The following is a 24,488-nucleotide window of genomic DNA, read 5'->3' on the forward strand; positions in this document are numbered from 1 at the left end:
CAGGCTGACAGAGACAGTTCCTTGTGACTTGTTTCTGCTGATACCGACCCGTCTTGCGAGTGAAATCAATGGATTTTACGGCGGATTGTTAAAGGATCATGAGACGACTCGCGAGTTGTATATCCGATTGTACGGTATGGCGCAGCCGCGAGGTTATGATATAGCCTGGAAGCACCATGATGATGGCAGTCTGACCGGGCATTTTGACAAAACACTCAGGGAGCCGTGGTATGAAAAAATCATAGTGCCTTTATCCAGGCAATATCACTGCCGTATCACCCATTATTTTAAGGAGGTCTGTGGCTGTTGTGGTTACGACAAATACCGGAATGGGCAGTGGGAAGCGGGTATTATTGATGAACTGGAATTTGGTGAGGAAGATGAGGACGGTACCCGTAAAGTGGTCGGACCGGACTACATTCTCGGCAATATTTCACCTGACGGTTAGTGCACTGACAATGTTATCCCGCAGGGAAATTCCTTATGGTGAATTGACATAAAAAAACAGGTTCAGGTTTGCCTGAGCATCTGATAACACTGCTGCCGGCGGATGTGACGCTGGCGATTTACCCATTGGGGAATATTCCTCTGAGGGGGCGTGTTCCCCCCTTATTCTCAGGAACACGTTTTGTCTGTATTGATTAATCATAAAAAAGCCTTTATGGCTTGATTGAATGAAACGGCGCGTTACCCTCATCGCTGTCGGGTATTTGGCGATTTTGTGCCGTGTGCGGCGATTTAGTCTGCATAATGCTGTTCGCCCAGACCGTAAGTTGGAACAACAGTATTTGCAAATCATAAAACATTATGAACCGGAAGATGTGAGCCGGTTATCTCAACTGCTTGTCCATGTCATCATAGGGTTGGAATGTGAACCCCATGATTTTCTTGGCAGCATTTTTATGGAGATGAATCTGGGTAGCAAACATCTGAAGCAATTCTTCACTCCCTGGCCCATCAGCTTGGTAATGGCGAAAATGCAGTTGAGTGACGTCGGGCAACGCTTAACGAAGCAGCCCTTTTTCACCTTATATGAGCCAGCTTGTGGTGCGGGTTGTATGGTTATTGCGGCAGCGGAAGTATTGAAAATGTCAGGTTATAATCCTGCTCAGCATATGTGGGTATCCTGTGTGGATATTGATGTCGTGGCGGCTTCGATGGCCTATATCCAGCTTTCTCTATTGGGGATACCTGGGGAGGTGGTGATAGGTGATGCCCTGACGAATGAACGTCATCGGGTCATGTATACTCCGGTACATTGGCTGGGAAACTGGCCTTGTCGTCTCAGGAAAAATCGTCAGCAGTATGAGGTTCAAACGGTTTGAGACACTTGATTAAGCCAATTCCGGCTCTTGGGCCGGAGTTTTTATCCAACAGGACGGAGAGGCAAAATAAACCAACTGAGGTTATTGGGTTCATCCCTGACGTGTTTTAGTCGGAATCGATAGTGCTTCCCAGATGCACTGGACACATTCTATTTTCCTCTTTAATCCTTTCTTGCATGATCCATCATTGAATAAAGTTCTTGCCTTTTGTACTTATCGTAGCGAATTCAACGAAATAACCGGATACACGCTTCGTTTACCCGTGACTGAATTGGAAACGTTTGAATCATTGCGTGTTGTTTTCATCGATTAATTTTTATTCCCGGAAAAAGAGTTTTGCCTTGTCCCTGTCAGAGGATGTATTAGGGTTTTAGGAAAAATAGGGGAGATTAATCGTGTTGAAAAAAATTAAAATCCTGCTGGCAGGAGCATCCACAGGAAAAAAGCCACTTCCACAATCCGCCGCCATCCCACAAACGGTCAAAGCAGGCTACTTTTTGCCGTCTGAGTCCAGGCTATTGCTGGATACTTCCCGGCGACGACAGTATTTACAGTGTCTGTGGGACAATAGCACATTATCCAAAACACGCTATCAGACGCTGTGGCTGGCCCCATTACATGAGTGTGTGGCATTGATGCAACAACTTCCGGCGGCACCGCAGGGACCTTATGCCCGTTTGGGCGGATTAATTGATGTGACGTTGCAATGTACTGCATTTGCCGTACGTCTGGCGAAAGGGCAGATGTTACCGCCGGGTGTGGCACCTGAGACGCAGGCAGCACAAAGTGTGATATGGAACACGGTGGTGTTTTACGCTGCGTTATTTCATTTTTTACCTGTTTTGGCAAAGTTTGAGGGCGAACTGGATGAAGGCCAACCTTGGTACCCAGGGCTGGCTGTGCCGCAGGGGTCGTATCGTTTCCGGTTCAAAACTTCCTCAGTGGAGACGATGGTTGCCTGTCATTTTGGGGTGTTACTTGCCGGGCGATTGCTGCCAGCTAAGGCATTGACCTGGCTGGCGTCGGTACCTGATGCCTTGCCTTCGCTGTTTTGTATTCTATCTGGTGAGATGAAGAAAGATAACGCAATAAATCAGATAATGACAGAAGCTTTGAATAAAGCCGGTGCACCGACAATATCAGAAGTATTATCTGTCATGGCTGCATCACCGCAAGTTATTGTTTCAGGAAATCCCGATGTTTCTGCTACGCTTTTATCAACCGCAATGGAAAATGTTCTGCCCTCTCAGATACGGCAGGAAGATAACACGATGACTAAAATTGTTTCATCAGCCGTGAAGTCTGTTGATGAGCCTCTCTTTACTGCTATGACAGTCACGCCGGAGAAGGGGAGGCAACCGGATGGGAGCACGCAGCAGCTATTGTCATTAATGGGGATGAATGTTGTCACCACAGTCACAGAACAAGTTATGGTGAGTGAAGCGGAAATCGCACCGCCATACACGTCAATACCTTCACAACATGCTGTTCAGACAACATGGCAGAATCATGAAAATGCTATTGAGACATCCTGTATTGGAGAGCAGTTCTGGGACTGGTTGTCCGTTGGCTTAATGCATGGGGGTATGAGTATTAATACGCCGAAAGCCCGGATACATTTGGTTGGCGGCTTTGTGTTTGTGAGTGCGCCGGCTATTTTCTTTCAGTTTCTTAGTGAGAAAAAACAGGCTGATGGCAAAGAGGTTAGCCAAAAATGGAAACGGGTACAAACCGCATTTGAGCGGCTGGGACGACATCGAATAAGTAGTGGAAAGTGTTTTTGTTGTTGTCATCTTTATGATTCTGCCGATCGGATTGGCTCCTATCAACGTGTTCATGGCTACTTAATCAAAAGTACTTTGCTTTACCGTGGTAGTCCTGTACCTGAGGATAGCCCTTTTCTAATGATTTCCTGATAAAGTATCTTTAATAACAATGTGTTATAATAACCATGCGTTATTTTTCGCGCCCCGCAATGGGTTTTTAAATTGATGAAGTGAGGAAGTAGAGATGGACAGTATGACTTGGGATAACCTGCTGGATGAATATTTTTTTGCCAAAATCTTGCGACCGGCTACTGAGTCGAGTTATCGCAAGGTGGTGAATACATTCCAGGTGTTTGCAGGTGCCGACAATCGGCCTGCTCAGGTAACCCGACAGCAGGTCCTGGCGTGGCGCAGATATGTATTGCATCAGCGCGGACTGAAAGGCGTGACCTGGAACAGTAAGATTGCGCATATGCGGTCAGTGTTTAATTTGGCGATAGAAGAAAAAATACTGCCCCAAACGGAAAACCCATTTATTGGTGTAGAGGTTAATGAGAACAAAAATAAAAAGAAAACATTGACCAAAAAACAACTGACAACCTTGTATCTCACGATGGGGCAATTTGAAGAGCGGGAACGACGGACAGGGGATAATCATCGTGCCCGCTGTGCATTATATCCGACCTGGTATTGGCTGACGGTATTGGATACGTTGCGTTATACCGGGATGCGGCAAAATCAGTTATTACATATCCGACTCCGGGATATTGACCTGCATGAGCGTCGGATTATTCTTTGCTCCGAGGGGAGTAAGAACCATTATGAACATCAGGTGCCGGTGGTGAAATGGTTGTATCCGCGACTGGAGATTTTGCTGGAGCGTGCTCAGGCTGCTGGGGCAAAACTGAATGATCCCCTGTTCTGTGTGAATTATTTTACCGCCAAAACAGACAAAGGAAACGAAACCAATCAGTTACAGACGATAAAATCATTCTTTCGTCGCTTGTCAAAGGAGTGTGGATTTGATGTGGGCCCACACCGTTTCCGGCATACCCTGGCAACTGAACTGATGAAAGCGCCTGATCGTAATTTGCAAATGGTGCGCGGATTACTGGGCCATCGCAGTATTGCCACAACGATGGAATATATTGATATCAATCTGGATATTGCCGGGCGTGCGTTGGAGCGTGAATTAATGCTGTATATCGATGTTGAGCCAGAGAGAGGAGAAATGTTAATCAGATAAAACAAAATCTCTTCGCTGTTGCCTGGGCTTGTTTTTTCTGTACAAATTCCCTGTTGCAAGATAGGGAATTTTTTTGAGCTGATATAATCACTCATAATTAACTTTCTTCTGATCAATGAGGAAAGTTGAGTAACCAACATACAACATCGTGTTAATTAATTCATTGATTTTGGTTTGGATGGCTTGACAGCTGCAATAGAACTTGTAAGTATTGCATTCCAGCACAAAATGGACGCCTAAATCCTTAGGCATCCTAGCTTGGTAACCCTTATGTTCAGTTCAATATCGAAATACTGAAAATTTAAACTAACTACAGTTATACATTCGGGTTCTTGTATTGGTCGCCCGTTAAGTTTTTATCTCCCAACAAGCGCACTTTGAATTGGTGCCCGGAGGCGGAATCGAACCACCGACACGAGGATTTTCAATCCTCTTGCTGAGATGTTGGTGTTTTGTAACTAAAATTGACTCAGTTTTGTACTCTTGGAATTACTTAAATTCGAGTGTGCAAAATGAAGATACTTCCCGTAATTTCTCCTAAAGGTGGCGAGGGTAAATCCACACATGCTGCCAACCTAGCCGGTTTTCTTGCTGATGCCGGATTCAAAACTCTCCTTCTTGACGCTGATTATTCTCAACCCACTTCAAGCAGTATTTTTGCACTTGAGTACGAAGCCCCAGCTGGTTTGTATGAGCTTCTTATGCAAACTGTTGACCTGGGTCAGAAAGACCAGATTATTTCCCATTCTGTTATAAATAATTTGGATGTCATTATTTCCAATGATCCTGATGAACTCCTGCCTACGGCCATGCTTCATGCTCCTGATGGGCGTTTGCGTCTGAGGAATATATTGCAGCACCCTCTGTTCAGCCAGTATGACGCTATCATCATTGATTCAAAGGGCGCTACTGGTGTGATGGCCGAGCTGGTTGTGCTGACCGCTACTGAATTTGTGTTAGGTGTGATTAAGCCCATTCTGCCAGATGTACGTGAATTTCTGCGGGGATCGTTGCGGATGTTGACGCGACTGCAACCGTTTGAGAGTTACGGTATTCGATTACCTTTAATTCAGATACTGGCTAACGGCATTGAGGGGACTAATCTTGACCGCGATACGTTGAATGAACTGACCCATATTATCGAGCATAAGCGTTACGATACGACCTCGCTTGATGGGCGAATAGTGTATCGACTGCTGAAAACCCGCATCGATCTGCTTGATATTTATAAGCTGGGGCATGTACGTGCTCAACCTGTTCACCGTCTTGAATACAAAACTACCCGTAAAAGTCCTGCTGCTGCGCAAACGATGCATTGTCTGGCTTGTGAATTGTTTCCTGAATGGTATGAACAGTTTGATGCGTTGATTGCGAATAAGGGGGCAAAGAATGCGTGACCCTTTCTCTTTACCGGATGGCATTGAACAACCGTATTCTTGTGATGCCGAGCAAGCTGTCCTTGGTGGACTGATGCTGGACAATGATCGATGGGATGAAATCATACCGCTGATACATGCTGATGATTTTTTCCTACCTGCTCACCGACGGATTTATGGCGCCGTTGCAACCATGTTTGCGGCCAATTTGCCTGTTGATGTACTGACGCTATCTGAACGTTTGGAACACAAGGAGCAACTAAAACAGGTTGGAGGATTTGCTTATTTAGCCGAACTCGGCAAAAACACACCGAGTGCGGCAAATATTGTTGCCTATGCGGAAATTGTTCAGGCTAAAAGTCGTTTGCGTCAATTGATAACGCTGGGAAATGAGATGAGTGCTCAGGCTAGTCATCCCCGTGCTGAGTTTACTGACATTACTGAAATGGCTGAGCAGCGTTTATATACGCTGTCTGAGCAGAGAGCTGCGCATCAAGATATTAGCTTGAAAGAAGGGCTGGGTTTGCTGATTGAAAAATTAGAGCAAGCCAATGGCGGTAATGGGATAACGGGTACTCCGACAGGCTTTAGTGAACTGGATACCAAAACCTGTGGTCTTCAGCCGGGTGATCTTATCCTGCTGGCCGGTCGGCCTTCTATGGGGAAAACCGCACTGGCACTGGCTTTCTGTCTGGGCGCACTGGAGAGTGCCCCTGATGTTGTTGTTCAGATTTTTAGTCTGGAAATGCCGATGGATCAATTACTGATGCGTATGGTGTCCATGTTGGAACGTGTTCCGCTTGAACGTCTGCGCAGTGGATTAATGGATGATGAAGACTGGGCACGGCTCAGCAGAGCAATGGAGACGCTAATTCAATGGGAAAATAGGCTGATAATTGATGACAGCAGTTATCAGACCCCGGCTTTATTACACGCCCGTGCTCGCCGGAATGTGCGCAAATACGGTCGACCTTCATTGATTATGGTGGATTATCTGCAACTTATCCGAAGCCCGGAGCAGGAAAACCGAACGCAGGAAATTGCAGAAATTTCCCGTAGCTTGAAAGCGCTGGGTAAAGAATTGGGTTGCCCAGTACTTGCGCTTTCACAGCTTAATCGTCAACTAGAGCAACGTGCAGATAAACACCCTAATAACGGGGACTTACGGGAATCAGGAGCGCTAGAACAAGATGCTGATCTGATCTTGTTTGTTTACCGGGATGAAGTATATGACGCCAATACATCGGATATTGGGGTAGCAGAAATCATTATTGGTAAACATCGCCAGGGATCGATTGGAACAGTCAAGATCCAGTTTGATGGCGCCTGTACCCGGTTTAGTGATCTTACTGAGAAGTATTATGATCTTGGTGCTGAAAGGGGAAATATATGAGTAAGTATAAAACCTCGCTAAGTGACGCAATACTTCAACGTGGCAAAACACCACAATCACTCACGGGTACTGTTGTTTTGCCTATAGCAGAAATGCCAATGGTATTAACGTTGGATGAGTTACAGCCAAACCCGGATAACCCTCGCCTCAGTCGTAATCCCCGTTTTGACGATATTAAAGCTTCTGTTCGTGCCAGAGGACTGGATTCTGTACCGAAAGTGACGCGAGATCCGGAAGACAGTGGAAATGTTTACATTTTCAGTGATGGAGGCAATACCCGTTACCAAATCCTATGTGAATTATGGAAAGAAACGGGTGAGGAACGTTTTTTCCGAATCCCTTGTTTGTTTAAACCCTGGCCTGGTCGGTTGCAGTGTGTCATTGGGCATCTGGCAGAAAATGATGTTCGGGGGGATTTAACGTTTATAGAGAAAGCCCTCGGTGTTTGCAAAGCAAGTTCTATGCATGAGAAATGTCTGGGAAGACCTATCTCGCAACGAGAATTAACAGACTTACTAAAGCAAGAAGGGTTTCCAATATCACAAACCAGCATCAGTCAGATGCATAACACGGTGCAATATTTATATCCTCATATGCCCAATTTGTTGATATCTGGTATGGGGCGTCCGCAAGCAGTAAACATATTGTCTTTACGCATTGATGCTCAAAAAACCTGGAATAGTTTTTCTTCAGAGGCATCGTGTGAGAAGGACTTCGATTCAGTTTTTGGTGAGGTGTGTCAGCGCTTTGATAATCCTGAAGTCTATTCTTTTGACATGTTACGGGATGAACTGATTGGGGAATTAATAAAAGCTTTGCCACATCCTGCTCTTAATTATGATCGTTGGTTATTGGAGCTCGATCCGAAAGAACGAAACCGTCGTCAGTTATTTGGTGAGCCCCCTCCTATTGCTGAACATTTGCGTGATGCGGATAGACAAGCCGCTGAAGTGTCTGAAAAGCCGGTACCGCCTGTGACTAAAAGCGCTGCTTGTGTTTCAGCAGGGGAATCTGAGTCGCATGGGGAGGTTATCGAATGTCTGGAAGATAAAAAGGCTGAGGAATATGAAGCTTGTCCGCCCAAAATTGAAGTTCAACCTGATGTATATGAAACTCGGCCAACTTTATCCAGTGAGTTATCGACAATACAGGATAAGGAAGATATTGCGCCTTTAATGTCAGCACCTTTATCGCAGACAATTCCCTCTACGTTAAGTGGATTTAATCACTGTCTTCCAACACCACCACAAACTTCATTATTAACAGAGCCTGCGCCATCTGATGGATTGAGTTTTGCACAGACTGGTCTGGAGCCGGTCAGTGATATCTGGTCTATCTCACCGGTACGAGATGATATTGAGCATTTACAAGATATGGCGTTTCGTTTGGCATTCGAGTTAGCCGAAGAAATGGGGGGAGCGGATGAACTTGAGGAAGCTAAAGATACGGCCTGTGAAGTGGGTTATCGATTAGCTTATTCCCATACGGCATCACGTTTTATTCAGGTTCTGTTGTCGTTAACGGGGAATAGTGACAATAACAGTGAATCAGATATAGACATGTTGGGAACCTGGTTTATAGGGTCTGACAAGGATGCGCCAGTATTGTCTGATGTGGCGGTAGTGAAATTTATGCGTCTTATTCGGGTGTTGCGCCGGTTACGTGAACTGCAACGCGAGTTGTCAATCGTTTCAACGGAGGGAGATTGCAATGTCTGATGATATTGATGACACAACGGCTCAGGCTGTTACCGCGATGTGGCTGGAGGAACGGATAGCGGCTGTCCGGCGGGAGATGCATACCGGTAGGGTATCACTGAAATATTGTGAAGGATGTGGTAATCGGATTGATGAGCAACGTCGGCAGATTTTGCCGGGGGTCCAGTTGTGTGTTGGATGTCAGGAAATTGCTGAGCATTGGGAACAGGTCAGACGTATTACCGGAGGTCATCGTGGTGGGTAAGTTCAGATCTTATGTGTTCCAATTTTGTTCAGACGTATCGTATTGCATTGAGAGAGGTGCCTTATGAGCCAGATATCCCAGGTAACCAACGCCTTGTTAACTCAACTGGTCATGGAGTTGAAATCGGGTTATCTCCGTCGCTGTGAAGCACTGGGTTTGATGGACGAAGAAATGCGGATGTTACACAGTTTGACTGTGGAAGACTTGCATTATCTGATGAATAGCCCGGTGTCAGTCCTTACGCTGCGTATCCATCATGAAAATTTTGCGTTAATGCTGCAACAAGCCCGACGTGAACAAAAACGTCTGCAACGTCTTGATCGGGCACTGATGTTAGGGGGCTCAATTGAATTGATGCAACACTACTTTGGGCTGACTTCTGTTGAGGTGAGTTCCCGTCGTCGTATGTTAGGGATTGAAGCTCGCCAGGGTCGATGCCTGATGCTGACAGATAAAGACAGTGCTGAGGTCTGGCGACTGTGGAAAGCGAATGTCACTGATCTGGATAGTGCAGATGGGCTGGATGTGATGATGCAGGCTGCTGAACAGCTGGCTGTGTCACTGACGGCAGTCTGGAATGCTGTACGTGGTTGGAGTGAAGACGAAAAGAACACGGTGAAACCTGAGGTTGGCCAGGGACGGCAAGACCGGTGAAAAAGACAGAGATCACTCAGGGTTTGTTGGCCCCCTGTTCTGTACCGCTTGTCTATAGAAAGAAAGCGGTAGAACAATTGAAACGTTATCGACAGGGTAGCAAAAATTACACTCGGATCAGGGCGAAAGGCAAAGGTAAAGTTTCTCATCGTTGCCTAAAAATTGATATTGGCATGTTTTGGCGGTTGTTAAGTCGTAACGGAGGACGAGATTGGGAAATGATGACACATGAGCGGTACAACAATGAAATCTGGAAATAACACACGGAAGGCTCCTTTGTCCTCTGATAGCCTCATTGCTTTTACGTTGGAGCAGATGAATGCACGACTGGCAGCGCAAGCTGAGGGTGATGAAAAAAAACAGTTGCGCAGTGGGCTGTTGTATCTGGGGAACGTGCATGATGCTATTCCCCGTCAGTTAATTCTGGATACCCGATTATCTCCGCTCGATAAGATGGCCTGGATAATGATACGGCTGTATGCACAACAAAATGCGGGAGCGGTCTTCCCTACCTATGATGAACTGCAATTGCAACTGGCCTCTCCATACAGCGGTAAAGCTTCCCGGGAAACCGTCAGCCGGGTATTGTTGATGTTGCGAATAACCGGCTGGCTAAGTTTGTGCAAACGCGTCAGGGATGAAAAAGGGCGTGTGAAAGGAAACATCTACGCCCAGCATGATGAGCCTCTGACATTTCATGATGCTGAAGCGCTTGATCCCAACTGGCTGGACACGGTGGGGGAGGCGTGTCGCCACAAAAACCGGGTGATTAGTCAGACTGCTTGGTCAGTATTGATGGAAGTTAAAGATGATCCGATGATGCGGCATCGCCGTTCCCGAATTGCTTTACTGGAAAATCGGTTAGGTCAGGTACAAACGCCGCAGCAGATGGCGGCGCTACAGGCTGCATGTTTACCGAGTTCGGAAACCGAACTTAATCAAAAAGGTCGGAACAGACCGGGTTCGGGATCCGAATTCAGTACAGGAACAGGATATGATAACCCGAATTCGGAAACCGAACTCAGTCTAAAATCAACGAGTTATGACAGAGTTCGGCAATCGAACGGTTACGTACGTCATTTCACACACAGTGTGAATAAAAATACGTACGTAGCCCCATCGGATGGTGACAACCCGATTGTTGAGCATTTGTTGCCTGTAGCGTTACGAAATCAGCTCTCTGATGACGACATCAGAATGCTGACGGAACAACTCCAGGCACTTCCGTCTGATCAGAGGCATTTGGTGTTGGATAGCCTGCGAGTTCCATTGGAAAATGGCTCGTTAAAAAATCCGGTGGGTTACCTACTGACACTGATGAAACGTGCCAGACAGGGGGAGTTGAGAAGCCCCGGCACAGCAAATCAGGGGGAAAACCCCGGCATGAAAAAGCCTGTGCCTGCCAGCCGTCAGAAAGACAGACCTGTTTTGCCAGAGGTGCAAAGAAAGGCCAATCCTGCCGTGATGAAAAAAGTGATTGCTGAAATCCGGCAGAGTTTTATAAAGAATAAATAAGCGGATACGATATCCACCATATCACTATGAATATGTCGCAACAGTCATGCAGTGAAGGAATAGCGATTTTTCAAATTATGATTCTGTCAATAAATATGAATGAATTTCAATGGGATACTTTTTTCGTGTTATTGAACACTGTGCTGAGCAGACTTTCCCATGTTATTGGATTGCCTGACAGAACGACGGGTACAAAAATGGCTACTTATCCAGGTTGTGATTAGAGTCTAATCATGGGCCAAAAGACATACAGTGATTAGAGTCTAATCATTAGGGTTATGGGTTGCTAATCAGGTTTTTGGGGTGAGCAAAAAAGAGTTTTGAATTGTGGTAACAGCCTGATAACGCAACTATCTCAGTGATATCCTTATGTCACAGAGAGAATGTACCATGACTGAAACTAAAGAGACACATGCTGTTCGCTCAGGCGCACTGCATTCCTCACTTACCATTGAGTTGCATACTCATTACGCTATCAGCCTGTGGAATGGCCGCCGGGATGAAAGTAGCAAAAAGAATAAACCGGTGATTATTAGCATGCCGCGATTTTTCTCACTAGCCGGTCGGATCAGTCAGGATTCCCTGATAGATAATCCGTATGCCGATATGGCGATGTTGGCACTGGAAACTAAGCTCGCTTCTGCTCATGACCAGATGCAGGCGGCGTTAGCGGAACTGGCAGTTACACTCTCGGGGGTACCTGCTCAGATCCATTTATCTGAGATTGCCTCTGTCGCTCCGCTCAATATTGGTGTCTACAGTCGCACTCCTTTGGGTTACCGCTGTGTTTGGCTATTAGTGGGTTACGATCAACTGGTGATGAAAGCCTTGCAGGCGCACCATTATGCGCTGATTTCCCGTCAACAATGTGACGGGTTTTTAAAAAAAGGGGGACACTGGGTACGCCAAATCTACGGTGTTGTCCAGCCGTACCGTAGTTTTGCTGTTACTCGTGACGATATCCTTTCCCAAACCCCTGCTGGCAGGGAGGCTATTACCCGTTTGGGGCTACCGGATGAGGCCGTTATGCGGGGCGAAAAACGTTCGGTTTTTTCTCCTGCATTAAAAAGTACGGCAAAGCAGAAATAAGCGATGAAACTGTTTCTGTGTGAAAAACCGTCTCAAGGGCGGGATATAGCGGCGGTATTAGGTGCAACAAAGCGCGGGCAGGGGTATTTAACTGGGCCGGGGGTGACGGTGACTTGGGCAGTTGGGCATTTATTGGAAACTGCCAGTCCAGAAGTTTACGGTGAACAATATGGTGCTCCCTGGCGGGTATCGGTATTGCCGATATTGCCGACGTCCTGGCAAATGGTGGTCAAAAAGGAGACGGCTGACCAGTTTGCTGTTATCAATTGTCTGTTGAAACAAGCGGATGAAGTGGTGATTGCCACTGATGCTGATAGAGAGGGGGAAGTGATTGCCCGGGAGTTACTGGATTATTGCCAGTTTCAGGGACAGATATCTCGCTTATGGCTGTCTGCTCTGGATGAGGTGAGTATTCGTGCGGCGCTTGCTAATATTTTGCCCGGTGAACGAACAGCATCGTTGTATTTGGCGGGACTGGGACGAGCCAGAGCAGATTGGCTTATCGGTATGAATCTTACCCGACTCTATACCGTGAAAGCCCGTGAAGGCGGATATAGTGACATTTTGTCTATTGGACGTGTCCAGACACCAACTTTGGCACTGGTTGTCTTTCGAGATCAGGAGATTATCGCTTTTACGGCTAAGCCTTATTGGCAGGTGGTGGCTGACCTTCAGTGTGACGGACGAATTTTCCGGGCGGATTGGGTACCCGCTGCGACCTATTGCGATGAAGAAAAACGCTGTATTCATCAGAATGTGGCACAGACAGTGGTTAAGTTATGCCAACAGACTGGTACGGCTACGGTCCTGGAAATCAATACTAAACGGGAAAAGCATGCGGCTCCGTTGGCATTTGATCTTGGTAGTTTGCAACAGTTGTGCTCGAAGAAATGGGGCATGGGGGCTCAGCAGGTACTGAATATTGCCCAGAATTTGTATGAGACGCATAAAGCTACGACCTATCCTCGTACAGATTGTGGTTATCTGCCTACGGCCATGCAGGCGGAAATTCCGCAAGTATTGGATGCTGTGGTTAAAAGTGATCCGGCTATGCGGATTGTGGTAGATAGTCTGGACCGGACGTTGATTTCGCGTATCTGGAATGACAAAAAAATTACGGCGCACCACGGTATCATTCCGACAAAACAGCCCGGTGATATGAATAAGATGACGGATGATGAGCGTAAAGTGTATCAGCTTATCCGTCAGCATTATTTGCTACAGTTCCTTCCTCTGCATGAAATGGATATAACTGAAGCGACTTTTGATATCGGTGGGCAATTGTTTCGTACCCGGGGCAATGTAGAGATTGTTCCTGGCTGGAAAGTATTGTTTTCAGCGGGTAAAGATGAATCGGCATCCATCGGGAAAGACGATTCTTTGGGAGAAAGTTTGCCGTCGATGGTCAAAGGCAATCAATGTCAGGTTAATGAGGCTACTTTACGAATGTTGCAAACTCAGCCACCCGCTCACTTCACGGAGGGCACACTGATTGCGGCGATGAAAAATGCCGCTGCTTTTGTCAGTGACCCGCAACTTAAGAAGGTATTGAAGGACAATGCCGGGCTGGGAACGGAGGCTACCCGGGCAGGGGTACTGGATACGTTGTTTAAACGGGGTTATCTGACGAAAAAGGGCAAGTATATCCACGCTACGCAGATTGCCAGCGAGTTGATAGCTGCGTTGCCAACAGCGTTGACCAATCCTGGATTGACGGCATTATGGGAACAGGCGTTGGATGATATTGCTCAGAGACAGGCGGAGTTGCCGGATTTTATGGCTCGTCAGATACAATGGACCCAATATTTAGTGGAGCAGGTTCAGGCGCAGAAAGTCGTGATCACGCCGCCGCCTTCATTGCCTTGTCCGGTGTGTGGAGGCGTGACGTGTCAACGCAAGGGAAAAAACGGTGTTTTCTGGGGGTGTATAAAATACCCGGAATGCAGTGGGGTAGTCAGCACCGTCGGTGGAAAAAGAAAAACCAGATCTGCCCGGCATAAGAACGTACCGAAAAAACCGGCAATGACAGGGTGAGCTGATTTTTTGTTGTGTACCTAAGCTGGAGATCTGGGAAGGTAAACTGGCTTTGGTACATTGCACCCCACGACTGCGGTTTGACAGGCAAGTCGTGCATAGATTTTCTCTGTTGTCAGTCCGGTAAACGGCTTCCTTTGAAGGGTTGGTAAATAGCCGCACCGGGATAGTTGAATGTCCCTGGAGTTTGTTGAGACTACTTAGCTTCCATCCTTGTACCATATGCCAGTGCAGATTCCTCGCCGTCCTTTGGGCGGCGCTATTTTTTTACCGCTTCCCAAAAATCATTTTCCTCGTTGACAGTCTGGCCCCCTGATTCAAAAATGCGTGGGATAACTTGTTGTCTTCGGACAATCGCCAATATTCCCGCAGTCTGAGAGGAATGCCTTTGGGTGACTGCTCTCAATGTCAGAAAGGTCTGAGACTGACGCTTTCGTGTGACCTGTCACAAAGCCATTGTAGCCTGAGAGGTGGCGCCTGCGGGCGGTAAACCCGTTTATCCTTTGGAAACGGGTATCACTGATAACAGTGATGAAGGTGTATTTTTAACTTATCAGATAGCCGGTGTTTGACACTGGCTTCCCGACGGGAAACATCACTTCCCGCCGTGGGTGATGTGTTCTCCGTCGTTTCTTTTTTTCATTTCATGGAGAGAACATCATGTCTGCAACTACCACTGAAAATAAATATTTCAACCTGAATATCAATGGATTGGGGTATCTCAGCAATGTCCGCAAGGTGAATGGTCAGAATAGCAGTTTTTTCAGCGCGGTCATCAATGCATTGAGTGGACCAACAGAAAATCCGTCTTACGTTCGCTTTGATGTCACGGTTGCCGGTAAGGAAAACAGTGACTTAATCAGCCGCTGTCAGAAAGCGGTTGATGAGGACAAAAAAGTCTTACTGGGTTTCACATTAAGTCAGCCGTCTACCGGGATTTTTACGTTGAACAAGGGTGAGCATGCCGGTGAACAGCGTGTCAGTTTAAGAGCGCGGTTGATTAAAATTGACTGGATCAAAATCGGGCAGGAGATGGTTTATAAAGCTGAAAAACCTGAATCCGTGCCGCCTGTACAGAATAAGTCTTCGCAAAAGCATTATGCAGAGAATTCATTTTGACTGCCCCTGAAGTCTCTCCGGAGTGCATTTTTTCGGGGAATTTTTTTCATCTACATTTTGAAAGGGAAGTTACATGGCTTCACGCGGCGTGAATAAAGTGATACTTATTGGACGATTGGGACAAGAACCAGAAGTGCGTTATCGGCCAGAGGGTGATACAGTGGCGGTATTGTCACTGGCAACATCGGAAACCTGGCGGGATAAACAAACCGGAGAGCAGAAAGAGCGTACCGAATGGCATCGGGTGGTCATTTTCGGCAAACTGGCTGAAATTGCTGGTGAATATCTGAGAAAAGGCAGCCAGGTGTATCTTGAAGGTCAGTTGCGTACCCATAAATGGTTTGACAAGACGAGTGGGCAAGATCGGTATAGCACGGAAGTCGTGATCAATCAGCAGGGTACGATGCAGATGTTAGGGGGGCGTAGTCAAAGTGAGCCTTCCCGGTCAAGTGGCCGGGGACAATCGCAACCCTCTTCGTCAGCACCGACCCGAGGAAGTGAACCACCAATCGATTTTGACGAGTTGATCCCTTTTTAGGATTTACCTCAGACAATAAATGCAAAAAATATTCATTAAGGCCCTTATTTATAAGGGTTCAGATTATTGACAAAGTGCTGGTTTTTTATCCGGCACTTTGTTTTAATGAAGTTCCGTTCACCAGACGGAGCTTGCCGCCATGTTAAGAACACCGCCTCCCCAAACTTTCCCGCCAGAAACCCTCTCGCTTGACGAGCTGGTCCCAAAAAACCATCTGGTCCGTCAAGTCGATGCCGCCATTGATTTCGAATTTATCCGCGAATTAGTCGCCCCGTTGTATTGCCACAATAATGGCCGGCCTGCCATCGATCCGGTCAGGCTGATTAAGATGATGTTACTGGGCTATTTATTTGGTATTCCCAGTGAACGCCGTCTGGTACAAGAAATTCAGGTGAATGTGGCTTACCGTTGGTTTCTGCGCCTCGGACTGACAGAGAAAGTGCCTGATGCTTCAACCCTGAGCCAAAACCGCCGCTGCCGTTTCAATCACAGCGAGGTCTTCCAGCAGATTTTTGATAATATTGTTGAGCAGGCCATCGCCAGAGGGCTGCTGGGGGGACGGATACTCTATACTGACAGCACTCACCTGAAAGCCAGTGCCAATCCGCATAAATCCAAGAGCGAACAACGTGCTGTGCCCCCTGGCGCCTATTTTGACGCACTGAATAACGCCGTCAATGAAGACCGGGCTGCGGCCGGAAAAAAAGTCTGAAGCCAGCCCTTAAGGAACGGCAGAGAAAGACGAAGGTCAGTACCCCTGATCCGGACAGCGGATTTATGCACCGGACCAACAAACCCCGGGGATTCTTTTACCTTGACCACCGTACGGTGGATGGGCAAGTCGGGATTATCACCGATACTTACGCGACACCAGGCAATGTCCACGACAGCCAGCCCTTCATTGAACGGTTGAAGCGCCAGCTTAGCCGCTTTTGTCTCAGCCCCCTTGCTGTTGGACTGGATGCGGGGTACTTCACTGCCCCGGTTTGTTACTTAACGGAACAGTTAGGCGTCATGCCGATAATCGGTTACCGCCGCCCGAATAAGGGGCCGAACGTCTTCCAGAAGAAACATTTTACCTATGACAGGCAGCAGGATTGCTATGTGTGTCCCCAGGGCGAAAAGTTGATTTATAAAACGACCGGCCGGGAGGGATACCGGCATTATCAAGCGGCGGCGGATATCTGCCAGTCTTGCCCGAAACGCGGGTCCTGTACGCAGGCCAAAGGGGGCAAAACGCTCACCCGTCATGTCTGGGAGGACAGTAAGGAGCAGGCCCGGGAAAACCGGCTAACGGAGTGGGGTAAAAAAACCTACAAACGGCGAAAGGAGACGATAGAACGCAGTTTTGCGGATGCGAAGCAGCATCATGGGCACCGTTATGCCCGCTTTCGGGGGTTGCTGAAAGTGCAAATACAGTGTCTTTTGGCGGCAACGGCCCAAAATATCAAGAAGATAGCCTTGCTGGTTGCAATGCTATGTTGTTTTTATCTCTGGAGGACGAGCAGAGTCAATGCAGCAGGCGCTAAAATAACACCCTGCCGGGCGATAAAACCGGATAACCGGATAAATGAGGAAAATGGGTGGTATGCTCCTTCATCATGAAAGCAATAAACCTCGTGATTTTTAGCGAGGTTTGTCAGTGGGTTGAGAACTTTCACATGTGAAAGTTCGTGTGATAGTCATGCCTAGGAGGAAAATAAATGGGCGAACTTTGGAACAGCTCATAGCTTCTCAACTACCTGAACTTATAAAGTCAGCAAGTAGCAAGGTATTTCATCAGTTACTTCAAATTCAGCTTGCGGAGCTATCTTCTTGTTTAGGGTATGAAGAAGATACGGAAATTGATGATGAAACTGTCAACATCTTATTGAATTTAAATGGCTTTATCGAAGAGGTGGGCGGTAAGCTTCGACTTTTTGTGGACTTACCGGATGGTATGCACCACGGGTTCAAGCTATTGATTCTAAGACTTTAAGACATTTCAAATAAGCCTTACGTTAGGATGACTTAGGGCAATAAATAAAGTAATTTTAGTAATGATAAATTGAAATCAAAAATAAAAATTAGCAAGGAGGGTTAGAGTTGAAAATAGCCCGTATCGACATACAAAATTTTCGAAAACTACAATCCTGTCGTGTAGAGCTTGCTGGGAAAAGTACAGTTTTCGTCGGCGCTAATAACAGTGGTAAAACGTCCGCTATGGACGCGCTGATCATGTTTTTGAAAAAGGCAAAGCGCAAAGAGCTTTCAACCACCGATATTACTTTATCCAATTGGGCAACCATCAATTCGGTTGGCACTGGCTGGATTAGTGAAAGTGAAAAACAAGCCCCAGTTCCGGATCTGACTCTGGATACATGGCGTACACAATTCCCTTCGATTGATGTGTGGTTAGAGGTGGATGAGTCACAAATACACTACGTTAGCCACATTTTGCCCACTTTGGATTGGGATGGCGGCTTGCTGGGTGTCAGGCTAATTTTAGAACCGAAAAACCTTGAATTACTATACAAAGCTTATATCAACGCTTACTCTGCAGCTAGGGAAACTATATCTGCTCGCAAGATAGAAGAAGGTGAAACAACTGGATCACCACTGGTATTATGGCCAATTTCAATGCGCGATTTTCTGGATAGAAAGCTTCAGGAATTTTTCGCAATTAGCGCTTATGTGCTAGATCCAGCTTTAGCCGACAGCGAACAACCTCAGACTTTTACAGAATTCATGGAGGCAATTGATGGTGACCCGTTTGATGGCCTATTTAAGATTGACATTATTAACGCGCAGCGTGGTTTTTCAGACCCAAATGCCGGTGAAGGCGTGGCAAATACTGATCGGCGCTTGTCTACTCAGTTAAGGAATTACTTTGATAAGCACCTTGACCCTAACGAGCTTCCTGATGTGAGCGATCTGGATGCGCTTGAAGCAATGGAAAATGCCCGAACAGTATTTGATCAAAAATTGAAGACCAGTTTCAGTGCCGCTATTGGTGAGTTGGAAGGGCTTAATTATCCTGGGTTTAGCGACCCACAAATTTTACTGTCAAGCAAAGTGAATCCGTTAGAAGGACTGAATCATGACTCGGCAGTACAGTTTAAAGTCATTCGCAGTGAAGACCCTTCAGGTGATGCTTTTTGCCTGCCCGAAAAATACAACGGATTAGGTTATCAAAATCTGATTTCGATGATTTTTAATCTGATTCGCTTTCGTGATGAATGGATGCGTGTTGGCAAGGTTAGCAAAAGAGAAGAAAGCAATAATAGGCCTATAGAGCCTCTGCACTTAATGCTAATTGAAGAGCCTGAAGCTCATTTACATGCGCAGGTGCAACAAGTCTTTATCAAGAAAGCTTTCAGTGTGCTGCGTAATCATCCTGATCTGGAAGAAAAACAGCAGTTTGTTACTCAGATGATCGTTAGTACGCATTCTAGCCATATAGCACACGAAACAGATTTTACCGGACTGCGTTATTTCCGTAGGAAACCATTGGTTAATGAACTTGAAGTGCCAAATGCATGTATCGTTAATATGTCTACCACTTTTGGCACAGATAGAAAAAAGACTAAAGGTGAAATAGTACAAGAAACACAAGAGCAAGAGAGAATTGCAACAGCACAATTTGCAACGCGTTATTTAAAAACCACACATTGCGATCTATTTTTTGCTGATGCTGCTATTTTGGTTGAAGGTCCCGCAGAGCGGATGCTGGTGCCTCACTTTATTCGAAACCATTATCCAGATTTAGATAGAAGTTATATTTCTATTCTGGAAATTGGTGGTAGTCATGCGCACAGATTGCGTCCACTTATCGAAGCCTTAGGGATACCTACGCTGGTAATTACCGACCTCGATTCAATTCAGGCTGAGTCAACAAGTAAAGCTTATCCGGTAATGGGTCAGGGCCTCAAAACGGGGAACGATACATTAAAAACTTGGGCACCAGGAAAAACATTATTAGACGAGGTATTGAGGACTGAGTTTGAACAGAAGACAGCGAGCAACGGAAAGGTTAGAGTTGTTTACCCTTGTACTGTATCGATTCACTTTAAAGATGAGAAAGATGTACCGGATCAACCAGAGCCGGAATCAGCGATCCCTTATACCTTTGAGGATGCACTGGTTTTAGCTAACTTGTCAGTATTTAGAGAGATGACTGATAAAACCGGTCTTATCAAAAAAATGGTTGAAGCCGTTAATCGACCAATGCTTGATACAGCCTGTCACTTCATGTTTTGTGCACTAGATAAGAACGCCAAGAAAGCTGAAATGGCACTGGATCTATTGTATTCGGTTGAACCAAGCACTTTTAAAGCTCCGCACTATATTGCTGAGGGGCTCAATTGGCTGGAAAAAGAATTGATCAATAGCTCTCCGTTTGTGGCAAAGTCGGAGGCGAAGGAATGACAGAGGTGATTGATACTAAGGCAGTTGACGATGAGATCTATGGCTGTCTAGATCTAGATAATCCAAAAAGCTTCTTTTTGTTTGCCGGGGCTGGTTCGGGCAAAACTCGCTCTTTAGTCGAAGTACTTAAGCGATTTCGTGAACATAATATCCATCGCTTGCGAGTAAAAGCACAACAAGTAGCAATCATTACTTATACCAACGCCGCTTGTGATGAAATTAAACGCCGCTTGGAGTTCGATTCTGCCTTTAGCGTCTCGACCATTCATAGTTTTGCTTGGGAGCTAATCAAGCCACATCAGCATGATATTAGAGAGTCGCTTAGAGTCAGACTTCAATCAGACATTGTCGAACTTGAGGAAGCACAGCGTAAAGGTAGAGCAGGCACAAAAGCGGCCGAAGATAGACCAAAGCAGATTGTGGCCAAACTAAAGCGGCTGGAATCACTAAGCAGCATTAGGAAGTTTACCTACAATCCTAATGGTGAAAATTCGGGCAAGGATTCGCTTAACCATGCCGAAGTGATCGGCATAACCGCTGAATTGTTGGCCAGCCGTCCATTGTTGCAGCTAATTCTTACACGCAAATTTCCGGTTTTGCTTGTAGATGAAAGTCAGGACACGAAAAAAGAGCTAATTGATGCTTTGTTTGTAGTTCAGAGCTTACATCAGGACAAGTTTTCGTTAGGTCTGTTCGGCGACATCATGCAGCGGATTTATAACGATGGAAAAGAAGACCTAGGTCTAGCTCCATTGCCGGATGGTTGGCTTACTCCAAAAAAGGAATATAACCATAGATGTCCTCGTCGAGTTGTGAAACTCATCAATAAAATTCGAGCCGAGGTCGATCAAAACTTACAGCAATCCGCTAAGTCAGAGGAAGGCTTCGTCAGACTATTTATTGCGGATACATCTGATGGGATAGACAAAGAGGCTTATGAGCGCTTTGTTTGTCAAAAAATGGCAGAGATTACCGCTGATGACTTGTGGATAGCCGAGAAAAAACACAATAAAACACTAACCTTAGAACATCACATGGCAGCACAACGAGGGGGCTTTGCAAGCTTTTTCAATTCTCTCTATGAAGTCGATAAGCTTAAAACCGGTTTGCTTGATGGAACCCATGCTGGCATTACTTTTTTTTCAGAGAGAGTACTTCCACTTATCAAGAGCTTGGACGTAGGTAACCACTTCGCTGTTTCTAGAATCGTTAATAAGTATTCGCCACTTATTTCTAAAGAATGTATTGAACAAAGTGCTGAGCCTAAGGCGGAGTTAGCAAAAGCTAAGGATGCTGTCGATGCTCTTTATGTTCTATGGCGTGATGACGCAGATCCCTCTCTAATCAACATCCTTAAAGAAGTTCAGCGCACTCGTTTGTTCAATGTCCCCGATGTTCTCACATTGATTGCTGAGAGGCAGGATAGGAACTATGAAAAAGCAGAAGATGATAATGATCGAGATCCCATTGTTGACGCTTGGGATGCCGCGTTGATGTCTCGCTTTAGTGAGTTTAAGGAATACGTTGCGTACATATCTGATGAATCTAGGTTCGGTACTCATCAAGGCATTAAAGGGCTCGAATTTCCAAGGGTAATAGTCATTCTGGATGATGAAGAAGCTCGTGGCTTTTTGTTCAGTTATGACAAATTATTTGGAGCTAAACCTCCAACCGAAATAGACATACGTAACCAGAAGGAAGGCAAAGAAACTAGTATTGATCGCACTAGACGACTGTTTTATGTGACTTGTAGTCGAGCGGAAAAAAGTTTAGCGATAGTTGCTTACACAAACGAGCCTAATAAAGTGAAAACGAATATTATGAGTCAAAATTGGTTTGAGGAACATGAAATTATATCCTATCAAATATAACTTAATGAGTATTAGTCGCGACTAATACATTTTATGTTCTGTCTTTTTCACCTATCCACTTCCATCAAAAATTAGCCCAATATGTTGGAGAAAAATAAAGTTTGATCCTATTGAGTGTGCGTTGTCGGTGTTCTAATGGGTTGCATAATAAAATGTAGCCCCAAGGCGTTAGCAACCTTTGTGATTGTCGTGAATGTAGGGTTTCCCTCGCCAGAAAGGGCCTTTCTCAGCTCATTCCAACATCTCTCGCTAGTTGGCTGATGTTACGGGCTCGTGCTATGTCACCCAAAGCAGCCACAATAAGGGAAGGATCACCATCTTCCATCACGGCCTCTAGGTACGCCGTAATATCTTTCTCTGTTTGGAGGTAATCAGCGGTATCGTAGCGGCTGAACTTTACTTTTTGGTTTTTCATTGGTTACTTCTTCATGGCGCGGCAATGGCTTTTGCCAATTCAATATCGAGGGATTGGCTGTTTTTGTCTCCACCGCACTGTGTTGTGGTTTAATTTCTAGGATACTTCAAAAGCCCAGTTACTTACAGATACCGAGAATAACCCTATGCGAATCTGACAAAAGTGTCAAAATGCGTTGACAAAATCTACGTCAGGCGTAGTATCAACTTTACCAACGCTCGCAATGTTCCCTAGGGGGATGTTAGTGGGCTTTTTTGCCTCTTTTTCTTCTTCAGGAATGACGGCTAATCATGCCTTATACCCTCTATCCAAAGCCGTATCGCTCACGGGGGAGCTTGTTGCCGATTTACAGATTAAGCATCTTTAGCTTCAGAATACTGCCGATGCAAAACGAATTCTTAGTCAGATAAGTTATCACCACTTCAAAATTTACCTACATCTGTTCCTCAATCCGGCCAGTAGTACGCTGCAAAAATTAGCGGCTGAATTTGGTGCGCGAAAATTTTCAACTTTGTCTAACTGGGTCACCGTGTTGCATGATGTTCGCAACAAGTGTACCCACCATAGCCGCCTTTAGAACGTCAACCTGTCTGTACCAAAAGATATGAATCAGATGATCAAAACGCTCGGTATGACCAGCCTGGACTTTTTTGACATGATTGATGATCTGATACAACGATACCCGGCGATTCAACCTTACCTGCTAGCTCTGGGTTTGCTCATAACTGGCGGGCAGATCCGTTCTGGCATTAACTTTTCACTCTGACAAATTGACTCATCTGAAGCACTAATTTCGATTGGTGCGTTTTTTTTGATTTTGCAAAAAGAGTTCTGTATTGAGCGTAGTCCAGGATCCCCGCACAGTAAGCCGCATTTAAGATCACCTGCATGGGAATGCGCATGAAAAACCCTGTTTTTTTCTCACTCAGCTGGCTGTCCGTCATGGTATTGGCTGGGTGTGCCGGACAAACTCAGGAGGCTACCGCGTCCGGTGTAAGTTTTCACCGTTCTCATCAGGCACGTCCCGCCGTATCCGACATATATTCTTTAACACCAGAAGTTACACGCCATGATCGCTATACCTTGGTGAGTGTAGGCAGCCAGGCTGCGCAGCGTGAACCCCTCAATCAAATCATCAATATCACCATGCCAGTACCATTGGTGCAACGCATTGGTGATGGATTGCGCTATCTGCTATTTGGAACCGGTTATTCGCTGTGTGATACCGCCGCAACCCATTTCGTTAAATTGATAGGCAGGCCATTACCGGCTATTCAACGCAAAATGGGGCCGATACGGCTCAGTGAAGCGTTACAGATTGTTGTCGGGCCAGCATGGCGTATCCGGGTAGATGAGGTGAATCGTGAAGTGTGTTTTGTTTTACGTGATGAATCTCGTCAGTTTTCCGAGACAACGGTTGGCCGGATAACACCGCCCAAAATGCGGGTACCGTTGCAAATAGCTTCTTCACCGGCGTTATCGGCATCTACATTGTCCAATAGCACATTAGCCACGCCGTTACCGGTGAAGCCTCCGATAGCTGAAAGACCGAAAACAGATACCCTTCAATCTTCTGTGACAGGAGGGAAATCCACAACCATTTCTTCAGTATCACCTACTCAGCCCATTAAATCCCTGCTGAGCGGCAGTACACCAGTGGCAACGGTACCGATAGGCAACATCTGGCGTGCGGAAACAGGAACCACTTTGCGTGGAACGTTGGAGCGGTGGGCTAATACAACGGATTGCCCGGTAGGGGGACATTGGGTAGTGGTGTG

At 46.1% G+C, this 24,488-nt stretch carries 24 protein-coding genes; 23 read left to right on the top strand and 1 reads right to left on the bottom strand.

What is annotated here, in order from left to right; translation table 11 throughout:
• The 20 genes from SLS51_RS21020 to SLS51_RS21115 form a co-directional block, all read left to right on the top strand.
• Positions 1 to 448, top strand: a 448-nt coding sequence (locus SLS51_RS21020; RefSeq protein ID WP_323840508.1) for a DUF1281 family ferredoxin-like fold protein, incomplete at its 5' end; no start/stop codon positions are given.
• 226 nt (positions 449 to 674) lie between these two features.
• Positions 675 to 1,325, top strand: a complete 651-nt coding sequence (locus tag SLS51_RS21025) for an N-6 DNA methylase (RefSeq protein WP_323840509.1) — start codon at positions 675 to 677, stop codon at positions 1,323 to 1,325.
• Positions 1,326 to 1,458: 133 nt separating this feature from the next.
• Positions 1,459 to 1,638 (top strand): hypothetical protein, encoded by a 180-nt coding sequence (locus SLS51_RS21030; protein WP_323840510.1) that lies wholly within the window; start codon positions 1,459 to 1,461, stop codon positions 1,636 to 1,638.
• An 82-nt stretch (positions 1,639 to 1,720) separates the two neighbouring features.
• Complete coding sequence (locus SLS51_RS21035) at positions 1,721 to 3,241, top strand: conjugal transfer nickase/helicase domain-containing protein (protein WP_323840511.1); 1,521 nt, start codon at positions 1,721 to 1,723, stop codon at positions 3,239 to 3,241.
• Positions 3,242 to 3,335: 94 nt separating this feature from the next.
• Positions 3,336 to 4,337 carry a tyrosine-type recombinase/integrase gene (locus tag SLS51_RS21040; protein WP_323840512.1) on the top strand — a complete coding sequence of 334 codons (1,002 nt, stop codon included), beginning with the start codon at positions 3,336 to 3,338 and terminating at the stop codon, positions 4,335 to 4,337.
• A 512-nt stretch (positions 4,338 to 4,849) separates the two neighbouring features.
• Positions 4,850 to 5,734: a ParA family protein gene (locus SLS51_RS21045; protein WP_323840513.1), complete on the top strand. Its 885-nt coding sequence runs from the start codon at positions 4,850 to 4,852 to the stop codon at positions 5,732 to 5,734.
• Positions 5,727 to 7,106 (top strand): SPI-7-type island replicative DNA helicase, encoded by a 1,380-nt coding sequence (gene dnaB-PI / locus SLS51_RS21050; RefSeq protein ID WP_323840514.1) that lies wholly within the window; start codon positions 5,727 to 5,729, stop codon positions 7,104 to 7,106. The genes SLS51_RS21045 and dnaB-PI overlap by 8 nt, the downstream gene beginning before the upstream one ends.
• On the top strand, positions 7,103 to 8,824 hold the full coding sequence (locus tag SLS51_RS21055) for a ParB family protein (RefSeq protein ID WP_323840515.1): 1,722 nt from the start codon (positions 7,103 to 7,105) through the stop codon (positions 8,822 to 8,824). Before dnaB-PI ends, SLS51_RS21055 begins: the two co-directional genes overlap by 4 nt.
• Entirely contained in the window at positions 8,817 to 9,068 is a 252-nt protein-coding gene (locus SLS51_RS21060; protein WP_323840516.1) for a TraR/DksA C4-type zinc finger protein, read from the top strand. The genes SLS51_RS21055 and SLS51_RS21060 overlap by 8 nt, the downstream gene beginning before the upstream one ends.
• Before the next feature lie 63 nt (positions 9,069 to 9,131).
• Complete coding sequence (locus SLS51_RS21065) at positions 9,132 to 9,722, top strand: DUF2857 domain-containing protein (RefSeq protein WP_214090184.1); 591 nt, start codon at positions 9,132 to 9,134, stop codon at positions 9,720 to 9,722.
• A complete protein-coding gene (locus SLS51_RS21070) occupies positions 9,719 to 9,982 on the top strand; it encodes a ParE family toxin-like protein (RefSeq protein ID WP_041379952.1) in 264 nt (87 codons plus the stop codon). The genes SLS51_RS21065 and SLS51_RS21070 overlap by 4 nt, the downstream gene beginning before the upstream one ends.
• The gene (locus tag SLS51_RS21075) at positions 9,951 to 11,237 is read left to right on the top strand and encodes an STY4528 family pathogenicity island replication protein (RefSeq protein ID WP_323840517.1); all 1,287 of its coding nucleotides are present in this window, start codon (positions 9,951 to 9,953) and stop codon (positions 11,235 to 11,237) included. The genes SLS51_RS21070 and SLS51_RS21075 overlap by 32 nt, the downstream gene beginning before the upstream one ends.
• A gap of 390 nt (positions 11,238 to 11,627) precedes the next feature.
• Positions 11,628 to 12,326 (top strand): PFL_4669 family integrating conjugative element protein, encoded by a 699-nt coding sequence (locus SLS51_RS21080; protein ID WP_323840518.1) that lies wholly within the window; start codon positions 11,628 to 11,630, stop codon positions 12,324 to 12,326.
• A gap of 3 nt (positions 12,327 to 12,329) precedes the next feature.
• Positions 12,330 to 14,360, top strand: a complete 2,031-nt coding sequence (locus SLS51_RS21085; RefSeq protein WP_323840519.1) for a DNA topoisomerase III — start codon at positions 12,330 to 12,332, stop codon at positions 14,358 to 14,360.
• A gap of 660 nt (positions 14,361 to 15,020) precedes the next feature.
• Positions 15,021 to 15,479, top strand: coding sequence for an STY4534 family ICE replication protein (locus SLS51_RS21090; RefSeq protein ID WP_065391281.1), 459 nt, complete (start codon positions 15,021 to 15,023; stop codon positions 15,477 to 15,479).
• Between the two features lie 73 nt (positions 15,480 to 15,552).
• Positions 15,553 to 16,017 (top strand): single-stranded DNA-binding protein, encoded by a 465-nt coding sequence (gene ssb / locus SLS51_RS21095; RefSeq protein ID WP_323840520.1) that lies wholly within the window; start codon positions 15,553 to 15,555, stop codon positions 16,015 to 16,017.
• Between the two features lie 139 nt (positions 16,018 to 16,156).
• A protein-coding gene (locus SLS51_RS21100; protein WP_323840521.1) for an IS1182 family transposase occupies positions 16,157 to 17,622 on the top strand; the annotation gives its coding sequence in 2 pieces (ribosomal slippage) (positions 16,157 to 16,724 and positions 16,724 to 17,622; 1,467 coding nt in all).
• Positions 17,623 to 17,731: 109 nt separating this feature from the next.
• Positions 17,732 to 17,995, top strand: a complete 264-nt coding sequence (locus SLS51_RS21105; RefSeq protein ID WP_323840522.1) for a hypothetical protein — start codon at positions 17,732 to 17,734, stop codon at positions 17,993 to 17,995.
• Positions 17,996 to 18,102: 107 nt separating this feature from the next.
• On the top strand, positions 18,103 to 20,424 hold the full coding sequence (locus tag SLS51_RS21110; RefSeq protein ID WP_323840523.1) for an AAA family ATPase: 2,322 nt from the start codon (positions 18,103 to 18,105) through the stop codon (positions 20,422 to 20,424).
• Entirely contained in the window at positions 20,421 to 22,295 is a 1,875-nt protein-coding gene (locus SLS51_RS21115; RefSeq protein ID WP_323840524.1) for a UvrD-helicase domain-containing protein, read from the top strand. The genes SLS51_RS21110 and SLS51_RS21115 overlap by 4 nt, the downstream gene beginning before the upstream one ends.
• A 226-nt stretch (positions 22,296 to 22,521) precedes the next feature.
• On the opposite strand, the gene SLS51_RS21120 is transcribed toward SLS51_RS21115, so the two are convergent.
• Positions 22,522 to 22,710, bottom strand: a complete 189-nt coding sequence (locus SLS51_RS21120) for an addiction module antidote protein (protein ID WP_201025053.1) — start codon at positions 22,708 to 22,710, stop codon at positions 22,522 to 22,524.
• Positions 22,711 to 23,176: 466 nt separating this feature from the next.
• On the opposite strand from SLS51_RS21120, the gene SLS51_RS24290 reads away from it, so the two are divergent.
• The 3 genes from SLS51_RS24290 to pilL2 form a co-directional block, all read left to right on the top strand.
• On the top strand, positions 23,177 to 23,287 hold the full coding sequence (locus SLS51_RS24290) for an Abi family protein (protein ID WP_075508923.1): 111 nt from the start codon (positions 23,177 to 23,179) through the stop codon (positions 23,285 to 23,287).
• Between the two features lie 36 nt (positions 23,288 to 23,323).
• On the top strand, positions 23,324 to 23,476 hold the full coding sequence (locus tag SLS51_RS21125) for a hypothetical protein (RefSeq protein WP_323840525.1): 153 nt from the start codon (positions 23,324 to 23,326) through the stop codon (positions 23,474 to 23,476).
• Between the two features lie 134 nt (positions 23,477 to 23,610).
• Positions 23,611 to 24,488: PFGI-1 class ICE element type IV pilus protein PilL2 (pilL2, locus tag SLS51_RS21130; RefSeq protein ID WP_323840526.1), on the top strand; the 878-nt coding region annotated here is incomplete at its 3' end.

Origin of the sequence: Photorhabdus africana, assembly GCF_035181445.1 — a bacterium.
Classification (GTDB): domain Bacteria; phylum Pseudomonadota; class Gammaproteobacteria; order Enterobacterales; family Enterobacteriaceae; genus Photorhabdus; species Photorhabdus laumondii.

What these genes read in the sequence shown, in the direction of transcription:
- SLS51_RS21080 (WP_323840518.1), top strand. Translation starts at nt 11,628, where the DNA reads ATGACTGAAACTAAAGAGACACATGCTGTTCGCTCAGGCGCACTGCAT.
- SLS51_RS21055 (WP_323840515.1), top strand. Translation starts at nt 7,103, where the DNA reads ATGAGTAAGTATAAAACCTCGCTAAGTGACGCAATACTTCAACGTGGC.
- SLS51_RS21125 (WP_323840525.1), top strand. Translation starts at nt 23,324, where the DNA reads ATGATCAAAACGCTCGGTATGACCAGCCTGGACTTTTTTGACATGATT.
- dnaB-PI (WP_323840514.1), top strand. Translation starts at nt 5,727, where the DNA reads ATGCGTGACCCTTTCTCTTTACCGGATGGCATTGAACAACCGTATTCT.
- SLS51_RS21075 (WP_323840517.1), top strand. Translation starts at nt 9,951, where the DNA reads ATGAGCGGTACAACAATGAAATCTGGAAATAACACACGGAAGGCTCCT.
- SLS51_RS21065 (WP_214090184.1), top strand. Translation starts at nt 9,132, where the DNA reads ATGAGCCAGATATCCCAGGTAACCAACGCCTTGTTAACTCAACTGGTC.
- SLS51_RS21045 (WP_323840513.1), top strand. Translation starts at nt 4,850, where the DNA reads ATGAAGATACTTCCCGTAATTTCTCCTAAAGGTGGCGAGGGTAAATCC.
- SLS51_RS21090 (WP_065391281.1), top strand. Translation starts at nt 15,021, where the DNA reads ATGTCTGCAACTACCACTGAAAATAAATATTTCAACCTGAATATCAAT.
- SLS51_RS21120 (WP_201025053.1), bottom strand. Translation starts at nt 22,710, where the DNA reads ATGAAAAACCAAAAAGTAAAGTTCAGCCGCTACGATACCGCTGATTAC.
- SLS51_RS21025 (WP_323840509.1), top strand. Translation starts at nt 675, where the DNA reads ATGAAACGGCGCGTTACCCTCATCGCTGTCGGGTATTTGGCGATTTTG.
- SLS51_RS21060 (WP_323840516.1), top strand. Translation starts at nt 8,817, where the DNA reads ATGTCTGATGATATTGATGACACAACGGCTCAGGCTGTTACCGCGATG.
- SLS51_RS21040 (WP_323840512.1), top strand. Translation starts at nt 3,336, where the DNA reads ATGGACAGTATGACTTGGGATAACCTGCTGGATGAATATTTTTTTGCC.
- ssb (WP_323840520.1), top strand. Translation starts at nt 15,553, where the DNA reads ATGGCTTCACGCGGCGTGAATAAAGTGATACTTATTGGACGATTGGGA.
- SLS51_RS21030 (WP_323840510.1), top strand. Translation starts at nt 1,459, where the DNA reads ATGCACTGGACACATTCTATTTTCCTCTTTAATCCTTTCTTGCATGAT.
- SLS51_RS21115 (WP_323840524.1), top strand. Translation starts at nt 20,421, where the DNA reads ATGACAGAGGTGATTGATACTAAGGCAGTTGACGATGAGATCTATGGC.
- SLS51_RS21085 (WP_323840519.1), top strand. Translation starts at nt 12,330, where the DNA reads ATGAAACTGTTTCTGTGTGAAAAACCGTCTCAAGGGCGGGATATAGCG.